Origin of the sequence: Secundilactobacillus oryzae JCM 18671 (assembly GCF_000740055.1) — a bacterium.
GTDB lineage: Bacteria > Bacillota > Bacilli > Lactobacillales > Lactobacillaceae > Secundilactobacillus > Secundilactobacillus oryzae.
Genome location: NZ_BBJM01000002.1, coordinates 19,639 through 33,873, shown reverse-complemented (window position 1 = coordinate 33,873; position 14,235 = coordinate 19,639). Strand labels below are relative to the sequence as shown.

The window sequence follows — 14,235 nt, the reverse complement described above, 5'->3', positions numbered from 1 at the left end:
TTTATTTATGGTAAATCATGTCCCGCCTTGAAGTAGACGTTGTACCATTCTTGCTTGGTCAATTCAACGTCGGCACCGGCAGCACTTTCTTGAATGTGTTGTGGGTTCATACTGCCCAAGATAACTTGGATATGAGCAGGGTGACGAACAATCCATGCAGTGGCAATGGCGTTCTTAGTAACGCCGTACTTGTCGGCCAATTCTTGGAGATAGTCGTTTAATTCTGGGAATTTAGGATTATCGATGAATGGGCCTTCGAAAGCACCGTATTGGTATGGTGACCAGGCTTGAATCGTCATGTTGTGTAAACGTGAGTATTCAATCATACCACCATCGTGGTCAATACTGTCATCATCATGCATGTTGGTGTGGATGCCAAAATCAATGGCGCCAGTGTGCATAATCCCAAATTGAAGTTGGTTAATCATCAAGCGTTGGTTAAGGTTGGCTTGTAAGAAGTCAACTTGACCAGGGTTGAAGTTAGAAACACCGAAGTGCCGAACTTTACCGCTCATTTGTAATTCGTCAAATGCTTCTACGATTTCTTCAGGCTCCATTAAAGCGTCTGGACGGTGAAGTAAAAATGAATCAAGGTAGTCAACGCCCATTCGTTGTAATTCGCCATCAACGGCGTCCAATAGGTGTTGCTTAGAGAAGTCGTAACGACTACCTAAAACAACGCTACCGTGGCTTTTTTCTGGGTCAACAACGATGCCACCCTTAGACTGAATATAGAAGTCTTCACGGTTTAATGATGACTGCTTTAATGCGCGTCCAAAGACGTTTTCTGATTCACCTTGACCGTAAATATCAGCTGAATCGATGAAATTGATGCCGGCGTCATGAGCAGTTTCGATGACTTTAACGGCGTCTGCGTCAGAGAGCACGTTCATGCGCATGATACCTAATGCAACAGTTGATGCTTTAAATTGAGAGTTGCCAAGTTTGATAGATTTCATAAATAAACAATCTCCAGTACTTACTTTTAATTATACCCGTTTTACCTTAACTCAACGTGACTTTTAAAATTTTTACCTTGTAGCTGAACTCGGGTGCGGTGACCGTCACGGTTTCACCGACTGCTGATCCAAGCAATGCAGCTCCAATTGGTGAGACTAGCGAGATTTTGTTGAGGTTCACATCAGCTTCTGGCTTGCCAACAATTTCAAATGTTTCTTCTTCACCATCATCTAGAAATTGGATGGTGACCGTTTTGCCAATTTCAATTGTTTCGTCGTCAGCTGGCGTCACGATTTCGGAATATTGCAGTTGTTTGGTCAGAAAATGAATTCGGCCCTTGAGTTGCCCCAAGGCCCGCTTAGATTCACTGTACTCGGCGTTTTCGGAGCGATCGCCCAATGCCGCCGCCTCCGCTAATCGTTTGATGGCAGCCGGCTTAGTGGCTTTTAGTCGCTCGATTTCCTGTTCAATTTGATGATAGCCGTTTGCGGTAATTGGCGTTGTTTCTGGTTCCATGTCGGACTCCTTTAATCATAATAGTTTCATTATAACAAAAATAGGTGGCAGACCTGCCACCTAAAGTCATTAACTGATGTGACCCAAACGTTCGACATCTCGGACAATCATGAGCTCTTCGTTGGTTGGGACGATTAAAACATCAACGGGTGCATTTTCTTTATTTAAAATCGTTTCCTTACCGCGAACGTTATTCTTGTCAGGATCAACCGTTATGCCGAAATAGCTCAATTGATCCGCAATGTTCTGACGGAGTTCAATGCCGTTTTCACCAGAACCAGCTGTGAAGACGAGGGCATCAATCCCGTTTAGTTTACCGATATAGCTTCCAACGTAGCTGATGACTCGGTTGACGAAGATATCGAGAGCGAGTTTAGCTTTTGGATTCGAATCTTGCACCTCCTCCAGATCACGTTGATCAGGGGAGAGCTCGGAAATTCCTAAGAGTCCAGATTTTTGGTTGAGGATATCAATCATATCCTCAACGTTCGTTAGGTTCAGTTTTTGCATCAGGTAGGCGACTAGCGAGGCATCGATATCGCCGGAACGCGTGCCCATGGTGACACCAGCCAATGGAGTGAAGCCCATCGAGGTATCGATGGCCTTGCCGTGATCAAACGCGGTGATTGAGGATCCAGAACCCAAGTGTAACGTGACAATCTTAAGCGAATCAAATGGCTTACCTAAAATTTCGGCTGCACGATGGGCAACGTAACGGTGGCTTGTCCCATGAGCACCATACTTGCGGGCGCCAAATTTTTCGTAGTATTCGTATGGAATGCTGTACATATAGTTAACTGGTGGCATTTCCGTGAATAGCGACGTGTCAAAAACGGCTACTTGAGTTGCATCAGGTAAAAGCGTTTGGAAAGTTTGAATGTAGTAGGCTTGAACTGGATTATGAAGAGGGGCATAGGCAGATAGAGCCTTAATTTTATCCAGAACTTCAGGTGTCACCACTGTGGAATCTTTGAATTCTTCACCACCGGCAACAACACGGTGGCCGACCCCGACAATTTCATGTAGATGCTCCAAAATATGTAGTGATTTTAGCCGTGTCAGTACCATGGCCGCGGCTTCTCTGTTGGTGATGTTATCGCGAGTTTCATTATGTTTCTCGCCATTTGCAAGTTTCAATTTAAAAACTGAAGCAGGCAGATTTAACCGGTCAACCATACCTTCCGCAATGACGGATTCTTCAGGCAAATTGAAGAGTTTCCATTTTAGTGTGGAACTACCAGCGTTAATTGCTAATACTTTTGACATGAGCAAGGCCTCCAAAGTTTAATCATTCAATCCTCATTCTAATGGATAATGAAACCGTTTTCAACAACAACTCGTTTTTTTAATTTTTCCAATGAAAATTGGCTTTTGGACAGTTTGAGATTATTGTCTAATTCTGTTGCCACGCCTCGTCTAAAGGGTTACTCTGTTATTAAAATCATGGCAAGTGGGTGAGAAAATTATGAAAACTGCAGAGAAGATGTCGACACGGGAAGTTGTCTTGGTTGCAATGATTACGGCGGCTACGGTGGTGATTGCGAGAATCTTCATCATTCCGGTCCCGATGACTCATGGCAACGTTAACCTCTGCGATGCTGGTATTTTCATTGCAGCATTATTGCTCGGACAGCGTGATGGCGCAATTGTTGGTGGCTTAGCTGGATTTTTATTGGATTTAATCTCTGGTTATTCCCAATACATGCTCTTTTCGCTAGTGGTTCACGGACTAGAAGGCTTCGTCGCCGGTGCGATTGGCTACCGTGCGAAGCCGAGATGGCAAATCGTGGCAGTCATCGTGGCGGTCATTGTGATGGTATTAGGCTATTTTGTGAGTGACTCAATTTTATATCAAATACCAGTAGGCATCTTGGGTGTACCCATGAATTTGGTGCAAGGCTTAGTGGGCGCTGTAGTTGGTTACCTGATGAGTCTCACCCTAAAAAATCGACTGAGTTATCTCAGCTAGGAGGCACTTAAGCATGCAAAATACGCCACTGCTAGTCGCTCAGGATTTATCTGCAGCGACCTCAATTTCACTCAACGTGGCAATCCCGGTTTACGCTAGTTTAGGCATTCCCGTTGTGACAATGCCCACCACGTTGCTATCGACCCAAACGGGGGCATTTGGTCAACCTGAAACGCTTAATTTAGATCAGTGGATTGATGGCGCTCTAAATCATTGGCGTCAAAGCGATATTCAGTTCAGTGGCATGGCGATTGGCTATGTGGGGTCAGAGGCCTTGGTCGCAAAGTTAGATCATTATCTGGAAAATAATCCGGTTTCCTTTGTGGTGATTGATCCGGTGATGGGGGACCATGGAACCCTTTACGATGGGTTTAATCAGTCGTATGTCGAACAAATTCGGCAACTCAGCCATCGTGCGGACGTACTGACGCCAAATTGGACCGAGGCCCAACTATTAGTTGGTGATAACCCCTCTAGTGAGGCAACCGAACAGCGCATTAGCGAGGTTTTGAATCGCCTAACTGAACAGACAAAACCACACACCTTGATCGTGATTACGGGGCTTCATTTGGCCAATAGTTCGGATGTTTGGTGGCAGGATGGCCATCATCTGCGGGGACAGGAGCAGTCACCACTAGTTGCCCACCATTTTGATGGGACGGGAGACCTTTTTGCGGCCATTTTAACTGGATTACTGATTCTAGATTGGCAGCCAGAAGTCGCCGTTCGCAAAACTGTCGAGTTGATGCAGATTGCGATTAAAGAGACGGTTTCCACTAATCGGGGCTTTCATCATGGCATGGTATTGAAGCAATTGATTGCAGCATTGGCACAATTGTAATGAAGTAAATCAAATTAAAAAGGGGATCTTATGATGGCAGAAATCGATTTAAACCAAATCGCTGAGGAAACGAAGGCAGTCTTAACACAGTATTTTGAACAAGTGACGTTTCCAAAAAATGGCCTGTTTGTGCTGGGATGTACGTCTAGCGAAGTGGCAGGCTATAAGATTGGTGGGTACTCCAACCAGGCGATTGGGGATGCCATCATTAACACCATTTTGCCAATCCTCCGGGAAAAGGGGATTCAGCTTGCGGTTCAAGGCTGTCAGCACATCAATCGCGCACTGTTAGTGGAACGTGAGGTTGCTGAACAACGCGGTTACGAAATCGTAACGGTCTATCCCTCCCTTCATGCAGGTGGTGCAGCTCAAATTGCTGCCTATCATGCTTTCCAGGATCCGGTGGAAGTTGAACATATCGTGGCTGATGGTGGTCTAGATATTGGTGATACAGAGATTGGGATGCACGTCAAATTTGTGCAAATTCCAATTCGAACGGCGCAAAAAGATATTGGGCTTGCAAGGGCCACCATGCTCACGTCACGTCCACGTTTAATTGGTGGAGCTAGAGCTGTGTATGATGAAACGCTAATTAAATAATGATGAGCAAAGTCACCGAATTGGGTGTTTTTTTTCGTATTTAGCGGTCAAGAGGTTAACAAGCACCGGAGACTTGTTATAATGTCATTAGTGAGAGAATTGGTAAATAGGAGGGGTTTGTATGAAACATGCATGGAAATTGGGTGCTACGCTTGCGATTGGTGCCATTGCGCTCCTATTGGAGTTTGGTTTTCATCAAGCGCTGTACGCTCAAATATTAGCCACTATTGCAGGATCCGTGATGTCACTTTCAATGTTCGTTGAAATGATTAAGACCCTACGTTCTGGAAAGTATGGGGTCGATTTGTTGGCCATCATGGCGATTGTGGCAACATTAGCAGTGAGTCAATACTGGGCCAGTTTAATGGTTCTAGTCATGCTAACGGGTGGTGACACGTTAGAAGATTACGCGTCAAAAAAAGCGGGTCAGGAATTAAAGTCGCTTTTGGATAACTCACCACAGCGGGCACACTTGCTGCGTGATGGTCAGACCGTCGACATTTTGGCTGGTGAAGTCAAAGTCGGCAATCACATTTTGGTTAAACCGGGTGAACAAGTGCCGGTTGATGCTAAAGTCATTCAAGGAATCTCGACGATGGATGAGTCTTCCCTGACTGGTGAATCGCGTCCGATTGAAAAAACGGTGGGCAGCGAAGTGATGTCTGGCTCGATTAATGGCGACCAGGCCATCACACTCCAAGCGGTGAGTACCGCGGCTAACAGTCAGTATCAAGCCATTATTAAATTAGTTAAACAGTCGGCACAACAGCCGGCTCGATTTGTCCGGATGGCGGATCGCTACGCAGTTCCGTTCACAATTGTGTCGATTGTCATTGCCGTTTTAGCCTGGATTATTTCTGGCGATCCGGTCAGAATTGCCGAAGTACTGGTTGTGGCTTCGCCTTGTCCATTGATTCTGGCGGCCCCAATTGCATTGGTTTCGGGGATGAGCCGAGCGAGTAAAAACGGAATTATCGTGAAAACGGGGACGACGATTGAAAAATTGGCGCTTGCCAAGACGATCGCCTTTGATAAAACAGGAACCTTAACCAAGGGTAAGCTTGAAGTGGACCGTATTTTACCCGATGATGATTTTGATGCCGAGACGTTACTCCATTTTGCAGCCAGTGCGGAACAGCAATCAGGTCACGTGTTGGCCCGTTCATTAATTGATTACACGTCCAGTAATCAATTGAGTCCAGTCACACAACTTAAAGAAGTGACTGGTAAAGGGATTGAAGCCACGATTGATGGCAAGAATGTTCGCGTCGGGAAACTCAATTTTGTAACGGATCAAAATATTGAAAAATTGGATCAAACCGCGATTTACGTTTCGGTAGACGATGAATACGCCGGTGTCATTACTTTCTTGGATCAAGTTCGTCCTGAAGCAAAAGCAACTATTTCCGAGTTGAAGCAACTTGGAATTGGGAAAACGATGATGCTAACTGGTGACCAGTCTATGATTGCAAAGACGATTTCGACCGATTTGGGTTTGGATGAAGTCCATGGCAATCTATTACCGGAAAATAAAGTTGCTATTTTGAAGGGCATTAAGGATGATGGCCGTCCAGTTATTATGGTGGGTGACGGGGTCAACGATGCCCCATCACTGACGGCGGCTGATGTTGGGGTGGCCATGGGAGAACATGGGGCCACTGCAGCGAGTGAATCGGCGGATGCGGTTATTCTCAAGGATGATCTCCATCGATTAGCCCGAGCCGTTAAAATTAGTCAGGATACGATGCGAATTGCCCGTAACGATGTTTTGACTGGTATTGTAATCTTGGTTGTCTTAATGCTGGTTGCGTCGACTGGGATTATTCCAGCGCTACTGGGGGCAATTTTCCAGGAGGCCGTAGATACGATTACGATTCTATTGGCGTTGAGAGCTAGAAGTGAACATTAATGGAAAGAAGTTGTGACAGAAGTCGGGCAGTTGCTGAGTACTAACCTAGATTGGCGAATAATTTGGTTCTGGAATTGTTCGTTGATCGTAGTTAGACGGAGGAAACTGCGACTGGGACTCGCGAACTACGCGGTAGTCCCATCGACAACGACGTGAAACTAGTGACTTCTGGAGCACGATTAAAATAAATAGTTCGGTTAAATGGAAAGAGGCTGTGCCAAAATTTACTTTTGGCACAGCCTCCTTTGTTAGAATCCGATTTTACTAATTATGATCATTGCGCCAAGTAAGACAACGGAAGTGAGGAAAGCCGCGAGAAAGGCTTTGCCACCACGATGCAAAATGACTTTGAAGTTAACGCTTAAACCAAGTGCGGCCATAGCCATTCCCAAAATAATATAGGCTAATTTGACTAGGGCATTGAGGACGGTAGCGCCAAGGGGTAAGAAAGTTCCAATCACACTGGCGAGAATAAAACCGGCCATAAACCATGGTATGGGTAGCTTTTGGCGTGCTGATGTTTGGGTAACAGATTGGTTTTTTTGGTACCAGATACCGATAATCAGTGTAGCGGGTGCCAACATCAAGACTCGAGAAAGCTTGGTAATGATGGCTGAATCCAAGCTGACGGGTCCGCCAGCACCACCAGTGGCGACGGCATGGGCAATTTCATGAAGCGAACCGCCAGCCATGACGCCAAATTGAGTGGGCGTCATGTGTAGTAACGGTTTAATCACGATTTCGATAAGAGTGAAGAGGGTTCCCAAAATGGCAACGATGGCAACGGCGAGCACCTCATCTTCACGTTTTTGTTCCTCCTGCGCAGCGGAAGTGGTTTGTAGTTGTGGCGAAATTCCCATTACAGCGGCTGCACCACAAATCCCGGTACCACTTGCAGTTAGAATGGCTAGCTGAGGATCCACACCTAATTTGCGCGCGATATTGTAAGCTAGCAGGATAGTCAGCGTCACAATCCCGATGGCTAAAACGATGGTTTTAACGCCGGCGTGGGCGAGATCCACTAGATTAAGTTTGAAACCCAGTAGGATAATCCCTAGCCGGAGAAACTTGTTTGAAATGAAGCCAATCCCCGGTTTAGCAACCTGAACAGCGGGTCTGAAAACCTGGAGTAGCATTCCCAAAATTAGGGAGATAACTAGCGCTCCCACGATGTTAAGGTATGGTAGGTTGGCGAGTAGGCTTCCAAGTACGGCGCACAGGAGCGTTAGTCCAAATGCGATGTAAAAGCTAAGTGTTTTAAATTGTGTCATTTTCAATTCCTCCTCATGTCGGTAATAGCTTATCATGAGTGTATAATAAGTAAAAATTAGTATTTTTTCGGATAACCTAAATTTTACTTATGGAGATGAAACGAAATGCTAGATCACCGTTACGAAACGCTAGCAATTTTGGCGAAAACCCAATCCTATACGAAAACCGCCAATCAATTATTCATTACGCAACCCGCAGTGTCACAGCAAATTGCTGGGCTAGAAACTGAATTAAACCTGGAGCTGGTCCATAAAGTCGGCAACAAAATTGAATTAACCGCGACGGGAATGGAACTCGTCCAATATGTCACTCGAATCGCTGTCGAAAGTCATCAGGTTCTAGAACGTTTGGCACAGCAACGGTCCGGATTGTCGGTCACAATCGGATCAACCCTATCGCTGAGTCACTTTTTATTACCAGACTTAATCATTCAGCTAACTGAACAAAGAAGTAAAATTCAAACGGTCATTGGTAATACGGCTGAAATTTTGGAAGGACTTAGAAGTGGTCAAATTCAGTTTGGCATTGTGGAGGGAAATTTTGATAAAACAGAATTCGATGCCATTCAGATTCGATCGGAGCCCTTTGTTGGCGTCACCTATGCGACTAATCCAATTTTAGAGAATAATCAACTTTCAGTAGCCGATTGTTTGATCCAACCATTGCTGATTCGGGAGAAGGGATCTGGAACCCGGGCCATTTTTGCCAGTTGGCTAGCGACGCAAAATTACCAGATTGCGGATTTTCAGCAGCAGATTGAACTGTCAAACCCAGCGACCATCATTGAATGTCTGAAGCGGAGGATGGGAATTAGCTTTATGTACAAATCATTGGTCAAACCTAATTTAGTAACTGGTGAACTGAGAACGTTGTCGATGCGCGACTTCAAGGTCAGTCATCCCATTAATCTGATTTATCTCAAAGATAGTTACTTTGCGCCAGCCTATCAAAAAATTGCCCAACAACTAAAAAAGCCACTCGGTGAGGGTTCGCTTCACTAAGTGGTTTTGTCATTAAGCAGGTCGTTTCTTTTGAAAGTACCACCACGCTACGCCAATTATGAACAGAATAACGATGGCGATTGCGGCAATATGAGAGTAGGATTCAAAACCGGCAACAATCTTTGGCCAGGCACTTCCTACGCTATGACCGAGATAGATCAAGACGGTGTTCCAAATGATGGTCCCGAAAACTGATAACATCACAAAGTGACCTAGGGGGTACTTTGTCATACCAGCGGGAATCGAAATCATACTTCTAATGATGGGGATAAAACGACCAAGGAAGATCGTTTTACCACCGTGCTTGAGAAAGTAATTGGACGCTTTTTCGATGTCTGAGGCTTTGAGACGTAAAACTTGGCCAATTCGTCCACTGACAATCGATTCGAGTCGCTCCACCTTGAGGAGACGCCCTGCGCCATAAAGAACGAGGGCCCCAATAATCGAGCCAATTGTCGCAGCTAAGATAGCGCCGGGGATAGAAAGTCCGTGCGTTAGCGTCAAGAAGCCGGTAAAAGTCAGAATGACTTCAGAGGGAATTGGCGGAAAGATGTTTTCGAGCGCGATCAACAATGCGATTCCAATATAGCCATACTGGCTGATTAGGTCGGTAATGGTGGTCATGTTCATTTTAAAGTTCTCCGTGTTCTCAATTTAAGACCAGTTTATCGATAAAAGTAGCATGGCGTCAATGAAAAGCTATTATGGCATTAGCTTTTTAAGGAAAAGTAAAAAGACTGCCCTCGAAATGAGGAACAGTCTTAGAGCTGATTTTAGTACCAGCCATTTGCAAGCCAGAATGACTTAGCTTTTGACCATGAACCATAACGTGATGAAACGTACTTGTTTGCGACACGTTCTTGGTTGGCAGCTGAGTAGTCACCGTTTAGGTAAGATGAATCTAATTGATACTTACCGATGTAACGACCATTTCGAGCTGAGTATGAACCGCCAGATTCTTTGTTAGCAATTCATGATTTAGCAGAACTGCTTGAGCCGGTTGCGCTTGATGAATAAGATTTTTGGGTTGATGTTGAGCTAGTTTGTGATTGTTGACTTGAATAACTCTTGTTTGTTGAAGGTGTGTATGATGATTGACTTGATGGAGTTGAGTAACTTGGTGCTTGATAACTGGTTTGTGGAGCTGAGTAAGTGGTGTTTGAAGTTGTTTGTGTCGTGTTAGCTGTTGGAAGATCTAAAACTTCACCCACAACGATTAAGTGTCCGGTAATATTGTTTTGATCTTCGATTGCCTTGATAGTTGTGTCGTATTTTTGTGAGAATTCCCATACGGTGTCGCCGGGTTTGACCGTGACTTTAGTATCTGCATTGGCAGAAGCTGTTTGGAAAATAAGTGCGGCAGCAAGTGCTGTAGCAGTCCCCAGAGTTGAAGCAATAACTTTCTTGAATGTCATAAATTGATGTCTCTCCCTTTTTTTAAGTTGAGGCCTATACTACACGCTAGAGGTTACACACCAATATCTAGATGTTGGTGTGTTGACTATTATTACTGATAACTATTGTGACGTAATTATTGACTTGCAATCTCGTGATTTTGCTCGTTGAAATAGGTCAAATGGATTTAAGGGCATGTTTAACGGCGTATGACTTTCGCTCGTTACCGGTAAATGGTAAACTGAAATCGCTAACATATAGAAGAAATGGGTGATTAAGATGAATGGTTTTATGGGAGAGTTTTTAGGTACTATGATTTTAATTGTATTAGGTGCTGGGAGTGGTGCTGGTTTGAACCTAAACAAAACATACGCTAAGGGTCAAAATTGGTTGTTTGTCAGCCTAGCCTGGGGTCTTGCGGTTACGATGGGTGTTTATGTTGCAGGGATGCTTGGCTCAGATGGTCATTTGAATCCAGCTGTGACAATTGGATTTGCGGCCTTTGGCTTCTTTCCATGGTCACAAGTTTTACCATATTTATTGGGGCAATTTTTAGGTGCCTTCATCGGTGCAGCGTTAGTTATTATTCAATTTACCCCACATTTCAAGGCGACTACTAATGAGGCAGAAGGCAATTCGGTTGGTATTTTTGCTACTCGTCCAGCCATTAAGGCCCCATTTTTCAATTTCCTTTCAGAATTAATTACGACATTTGTTTTCGTGTTTATTTTATTGAACCTCGGTAACTTTACCGAAGGACTTAAGCCATTCATTGTCGGGATGCTGATTGCAGTCATTGGGATGGGACTTGGTACAACAACCGGATTCGCCATCAATCCAGCGCGTGACTGGGGGCCTCGTTTAGCATACACGATTTTGCCTGTGCCCAACAAGGGTGGTGCTGAATGGTCCTATTCCTGGGTACCAATGGTTGGTCCGTTAGCCGGTGGTTTGATTGCTGCTGGATTGGAAGTTTTAGTTAACTAATTTCGCGCTATAATTGAATTGACGGTTATAGAAGGGAAGTTTCAAAATGAAGTTAGGTATGATAAAGGGTCAACCAGTTCAAATTACAAACGAGGACGGCAAGTGGCTGGCACGTCCAGTTATTGGCGCAGATGATGCACTAGCCGCTTCATTGGCAGAGATTACGACGAACCAACTGGGCGACGCCACACCTCTCGCATTAGCTGATTTAGAGGTGCCAGTTCCTGTTCCACAACAAATTTTTGCTGTGGGGATGAACTACGTCGATCACTCTAAGGAAATTCATATTGAGTTGCCAAAAGCACCAAGTATTTTTACCAAGTTCAGTAGCTCATTGACGCGTTCACACACTGAAGTTGCGGTTCACGGCGACCAAACAGACTGGGAAACCGAGCTTGTGGTAGTGATTGGCAAGGATGGTCGAAATATCTCAAAGACCGAAGCCGCTAATTATGTTGCCGGATACATGGTTGGTCTTGATTTGTCGGATCGAGAAGTTCAATTCTTGAATGCGACGCCACAATTTTCAATGGCGAAGTCGTTTGCTGGATTCGGTCCGGTTGGGCCATGGCTGACGACGCCTGATGAAGTCGCTAGCTTAGGAGACTTGCAACTAACGACACACGTCAATGGTGAGAAAATGCAGTCTGCTCATTTGAACCAGATGATCTTCGATGTACCAACGCTGATTGAGTACTTGTCTTCAATTGTAGAATTAAAGACCGGTGACCTAATTTTCACTGGTACGCCAAGTGGTGTGGGTAATGGTCGCAATCCTCAAGTTTACTTGAGACCGGGGGATAAGCTAGAGAGCCACATCGATGGTTTGGGTGACTTGAGTATTAAGATGAAATAATAGAAAAGGTTTTGACCAATTGGTCAAAACCTTTTCTTATCCTTCACTAATGCCGTAATAGCGGCCTTCATTATCTGGAAAATTAAATGCACGATGTGGACCGTTCGGCACAATGTCGCCGACTTTGATACCTTGATTCGCTAATTTTTGGTGTAATTCTTCGAAATTTGTAACTGTGAAAAGAAGTGACGGTTCGTTATCCAACACCTCGGGTGAATACTGCTTGATGAAGTCACGAGAGAAGAGGGAAAGGCGCATACCTTCATTTACCTGGATGTCGACATTTTTAGAGCCGTCAACCATTTTGACGTCGCTAACAATTTCAAAGCCAAAGTACTTCACCTAAAAATTGGCACTCTCCTCAACATCATTAACATATAACATCACTCTAACCAATGGGACCATTCACAATTCCTCCTTTAGAAACTTAGTGCACGATGGGCATGGCGCGCCCATATCTGTTCAAACTCGAAGTACGACAATGTGTCACGTTTTTCCGTCCAGCAATCATTGAAGTAAATGACTTGCTGATCGTCATCGAAACCGGTAACAGTTAAGGCGTGGGTATGAAAGCCATCGAATTCGCCAACCCAGGTGACGACAGCGTGTTGCGTTTCGGCGATGTGAGCCGTTAGTTGATCAATGTTACTTCCAGTTAGATCTAACGCATTACCAGCAATTTCGGTAACGAGTGGTAGTAGAGGTTTGGGGAAGATGCTGTTACCACCGTCGGTAAACGGATCCCCGACGAATCCCTTGTTGCAATCATCCGAATCGTAAGGCATTCGATGGGCTAAGTCGACTTTATCAACAGTAAAGCCAGCCCCGGCCAGCATCATGGTAACGGCAGTGATTTCACAGCCGGTAGGTAATTCTGGGCGTTGTGCGATTAATGGCGTATCTAAAATAAGTTTCAATTTGACGCCTCCCAATCATCGAGTAGTTTGATATTATTTTCGCTTAAGCTAAGGGATAAAGCAACTTAAAACGTATTTGAGAAGAAAATTAATCGTTCCAGTAGAAAGCGCTTACTTTAGATGGTATACTCAACTTGTATCAACCACAAAAGGAGCGGATAACATGGCTGAATTAACTGGAAAAGTTGCATTTGTTACTGGAGCAGCACAAGGAATTGGGGAAGCAATTGCAAAGCGCTTAGCCGATGATGGATTTGCGGTAGCGGTTGCTGATTTGAATGAAACGAGCGCAAATGCGGTCGCCAAAGAAATTAACGATGCGGGTGGTAAGGCAGTTGGCCTTAAAGTAGACGTTTCCAACCGTGACGACGTTTTTGCTGCTGTAAAAGAAGCAGCAAAAGTGCTTGGTGGATTCGACGTTATCGTCAACAACGCTGGCTTAGGCCCAACCACACCAATTGATACGATTACACCAGAACAATTTGATACGGTTTATCACGTTAACGTTGCCGGTACCCTGTGGGGCATTCAAGCTGCACATGAACAATTTAAGAAGTTTGGTCATGGCGGCAAGATTATCAACGCAACCTCTCAAGCTGGTGTTGTGGGTAATCCGAACTTGGCACTTTACAGTGGTACTAAGTTTGCGGTTCGTGGTATTACCCAAGTTGCCGCTCGTGACTTGGCTGAAGAAGGCATCACTGTGAACGCCTTTGCACCAGGTATTGTGAAGACACCAATGATGTTTGATATTGCGCACCAAGTTGGTCAAAATGCAGGTAAGGATGATGAGTGGGGGATGCAAACCTTCGCCAAAGACATTGCCCTCAAGCGTTTATCAGAACCAGAAGATGTCGCAGCTGGCGTTTCATTCTTGGCTGGCCCAGATTCTAACTACGTTACAGGCCAAACCCTTGAAGTGGATGGCGGTATGCAATTCCATTAATCAAAGACTGAATGAGAAATCGATAAAAATCGGTTTCTTTTTTATTTTCAACTAAAAGTCGCTATA

The 14,235-nt window shown here is 44.8% G+C and carries 15 protein-coding genes and 1 pseudogene; 8 read left to right on the top strand and 8 right to left on the bottom strand.

The window, feature by feature from the left end; genetic code table 11:
* Positions 1-5: 5 nt before the first annotated feature.
* The 3 genes from LOSG293_RS00990 to LOSG293_RS00980 form a co-directional block, all read right to left on the bottom strand.
* A complete protein-coding gene (locus LOSG293_RS00990; RefSeq protein WP_034525952.1) occupies positions 6-959 on the bottom strand; it encodes an aldo/keto reductase in 954 nt (317 codons plus the stop codon).
* 46 nt (positions 960-1,005) lie between these two features.
* Positions 1,006-1,476: a transcription elongation factor GreA gene (gene greA / locus LOSG293_RS00985; protein ID WP_034525945.1), complete on the bottom strand. Its 471-nt coding sequence runs from the start codon at positions 1,474-1,476 to the stop codon at positions 1,006-1,008.
* 69 nt (positions 1,477-1,545) lie between these two features.
* Complete coding sequence (locus LOSG293_RS00980; protein WP_034525942.1) at positions 1,546-2,742, bottom strand: acetate/propionate family kinase; 1,197 nt, start codon at positions 2,740-2,742, stop codon at positions 1,546-1,548.
* 199 nt (positions 2,743-2,941) lie between these two features.
* On the opposite strand from LOSG293_RS00980, the gene LOSG293_RS00975 reads away from it, so the two are divergent.
* From LOSG293_RS00975 to LOSG293_RS00960, 4 genes are all read left to right on the top strand, one after another.
* The gene (locus LOSG293_RS00975; protein ID WP_034525940.1) at positions 2,942-3,445 is read left to right on the top strand and encodes an ECF transporter S component; all 504 of its coding nucleotides are present in this window, start codon (positions 2,942-2,944) and stop codon (positions 3,443-3,445) included.
* Between the two features lie 13 nt (positions 3,446-3,458).
* Entirely contained in the window at positions 3,459-4,286 is an 828-nt protein-coding gene (locus LOSG293_RS00970) for a bifunctional hydroxymethylpyrimidine kinase/phosphomethylpyrimidine kinase (RefSeq protein ID WP_051907143.1), read from the top strand.
* Between the two features lie 42 nt (positions 4,287-4,328).
* Positions 4,329-4,886: a TIGR01440 family protein gene (locus LOSG293_RS00965; RefSeq protein WP_439950826.1), complete on the top strand. Its 558-nt coding sequence runs from the start codon at positions 4,329-4,331 to the stop codon at positions 4,884-4,886.
* A 121-nt stretch (positions 4,887-5,007) separates the two neighbouring features.
* On the top strand, positions 5,008-6,795 hold the full coding sequence (locus tag LOSG293_RS00960; protein WP_034525935.1) for a heavy metal translocating P-type ATPase: 1,788 nt from the start codon (positions 5,008-5,010) through the stop codon (positions 6,793-6,795).
* Positions 6,796-7,043: 248 nt separating this feature from the next.
* Here LOSG293_RS00960 and LOSG293_RS00955 read toward each other — a convergent pair whose 3' ends face one another.
* On the bottom strand, positions 7,044-8,066 hold the full coding sequence (locus tag LOSG293_RS00955) for a YeiH family protein (RefSeq protein ID WP_034525934.1): 1,023 nt from the start codon (positions 8,064-8,066) through the stop codon (positions 7,044-7,046).
* A 105-nt stretch (positions 8,067-8,171) separates the two neighbouring features.
* Here LOSG293_RS00955 and LOSG293_RS00950 point away from each other — a divergent pair, with 105 nt between their 5' ends.
* On the top strand, positions 8,172-9,068 hold the full coding sequence (locus LOSG293_RS00950) for a LysR family transcriptional regulator (RefSeq protein ID WP_034525933.1): 897 nt from the start codon (positions 8,172-8,174) through the stop codon (positions 9,066-9,068).
* 12 nt (positions 9,069-9,080) lie between these two features.
* On the opposite strand, the gene LOSG293_RS00945 is transcribed toward LOSG293_RS00950, so the two are convergent.
* Together LOSG293_RS00945 and apf are read right to left on the bottom strand one after the other, a co-directional pair.
* On the bottom strand, positions 9,081-9,698 hold the full coding sequence (locus LOSG293_RS00945; protein ID WP_034525932.1) for a DedA family protein: 618 nt from the start codon (positions 9,696-9,698) through the stop codon (positions 9,081-9,083).
* Positions 9,699-9,841: 143 nt separating this feature from the next.
* Positions 9,842-10,483, bottom strand: a pseudogene (gene apf / locus LOSG293_RS00940) (aggregation-promoting factor).
* 259 nt (positions 10,484-10,742) lie between these two features.
* Here apf and LOSG293_RS00935 point away from each other — a divergent pair.
* Together LOSG293_RS00935 and LOSG293_RS00930 are read left to right on the top strand one after the other, a co-directional pair.
* Positions 10,743-11,450, top strand: a complete 708-nt coding sequence (locus LOSG293_RS00935) for an MIP/aquaporin family protein (protein WP_034525928.1) — start codon at positions 10,743-10,745, stop codon at positions 11,448-11,450.
* A gap of 46 nt (positions 11,451-11,496) precedes the next feature.
* A complete protein-coding gene (locus LOSG293_RS00930; protein WP_034525925.1) occupies positions 11,497-12,306 on the top strand; it encodes a fumarylacetoacetate hydrolase family protein in 810 nt (269 codons plus the stop codon).
* A 36-nt stretch (positions 12,307-12,342) separates the two neighbouring features.
* Here LOSG293_RS00930 and LOSG293_RS00925 read toward each other — a convergent pair whose 3' ends face one another.
* Both LOSG293_RS00925 and LOSG293_RS00920 read right to left on the bottom strand, forming a co-directional pair.
* Positions 12,343-12,648, bottom strand: coding sequence for a VOC family protein (locus tag LOSG293_RS00925; protein WP_051907142.1), 306 nt, complete (start codon positions 12,646-12,648; stop codon positions 12,343-12,345).
* A gap of 77 nt (positions 12,649-12,725) precedes the next feature.
* Entirely contained in the window at positions 12,726-13,223 is a 498-nt protein-coding gene (locus LOSG293_RS00920) for a C39 family peptidase (protein ID WP_034525922.1), read from the bottom strand.
* A gap of 163 nt (positions 13,224-13,386) precedes the next feature.
* Here LOSG293_RS00920 and LOSG293_RS00915 point away from each other — a divergent pair, with 163 nt between their 5' ends.
* The gene (locus LOSG293_RS00915; RefSeq protein ID WP_034525919.1) at positions 13,387-14,169 is read left to right on the top strand and encodes a (S)-acetoin forming diacetyl reductase; all 783 of its coding nucleotides are present in this window, start codon (positions 13,387-13,389) and stop codon (positions 14,167-14,169) included.
* Positions 14,170-14,235 lie beyond the last annotated feature (66 nt).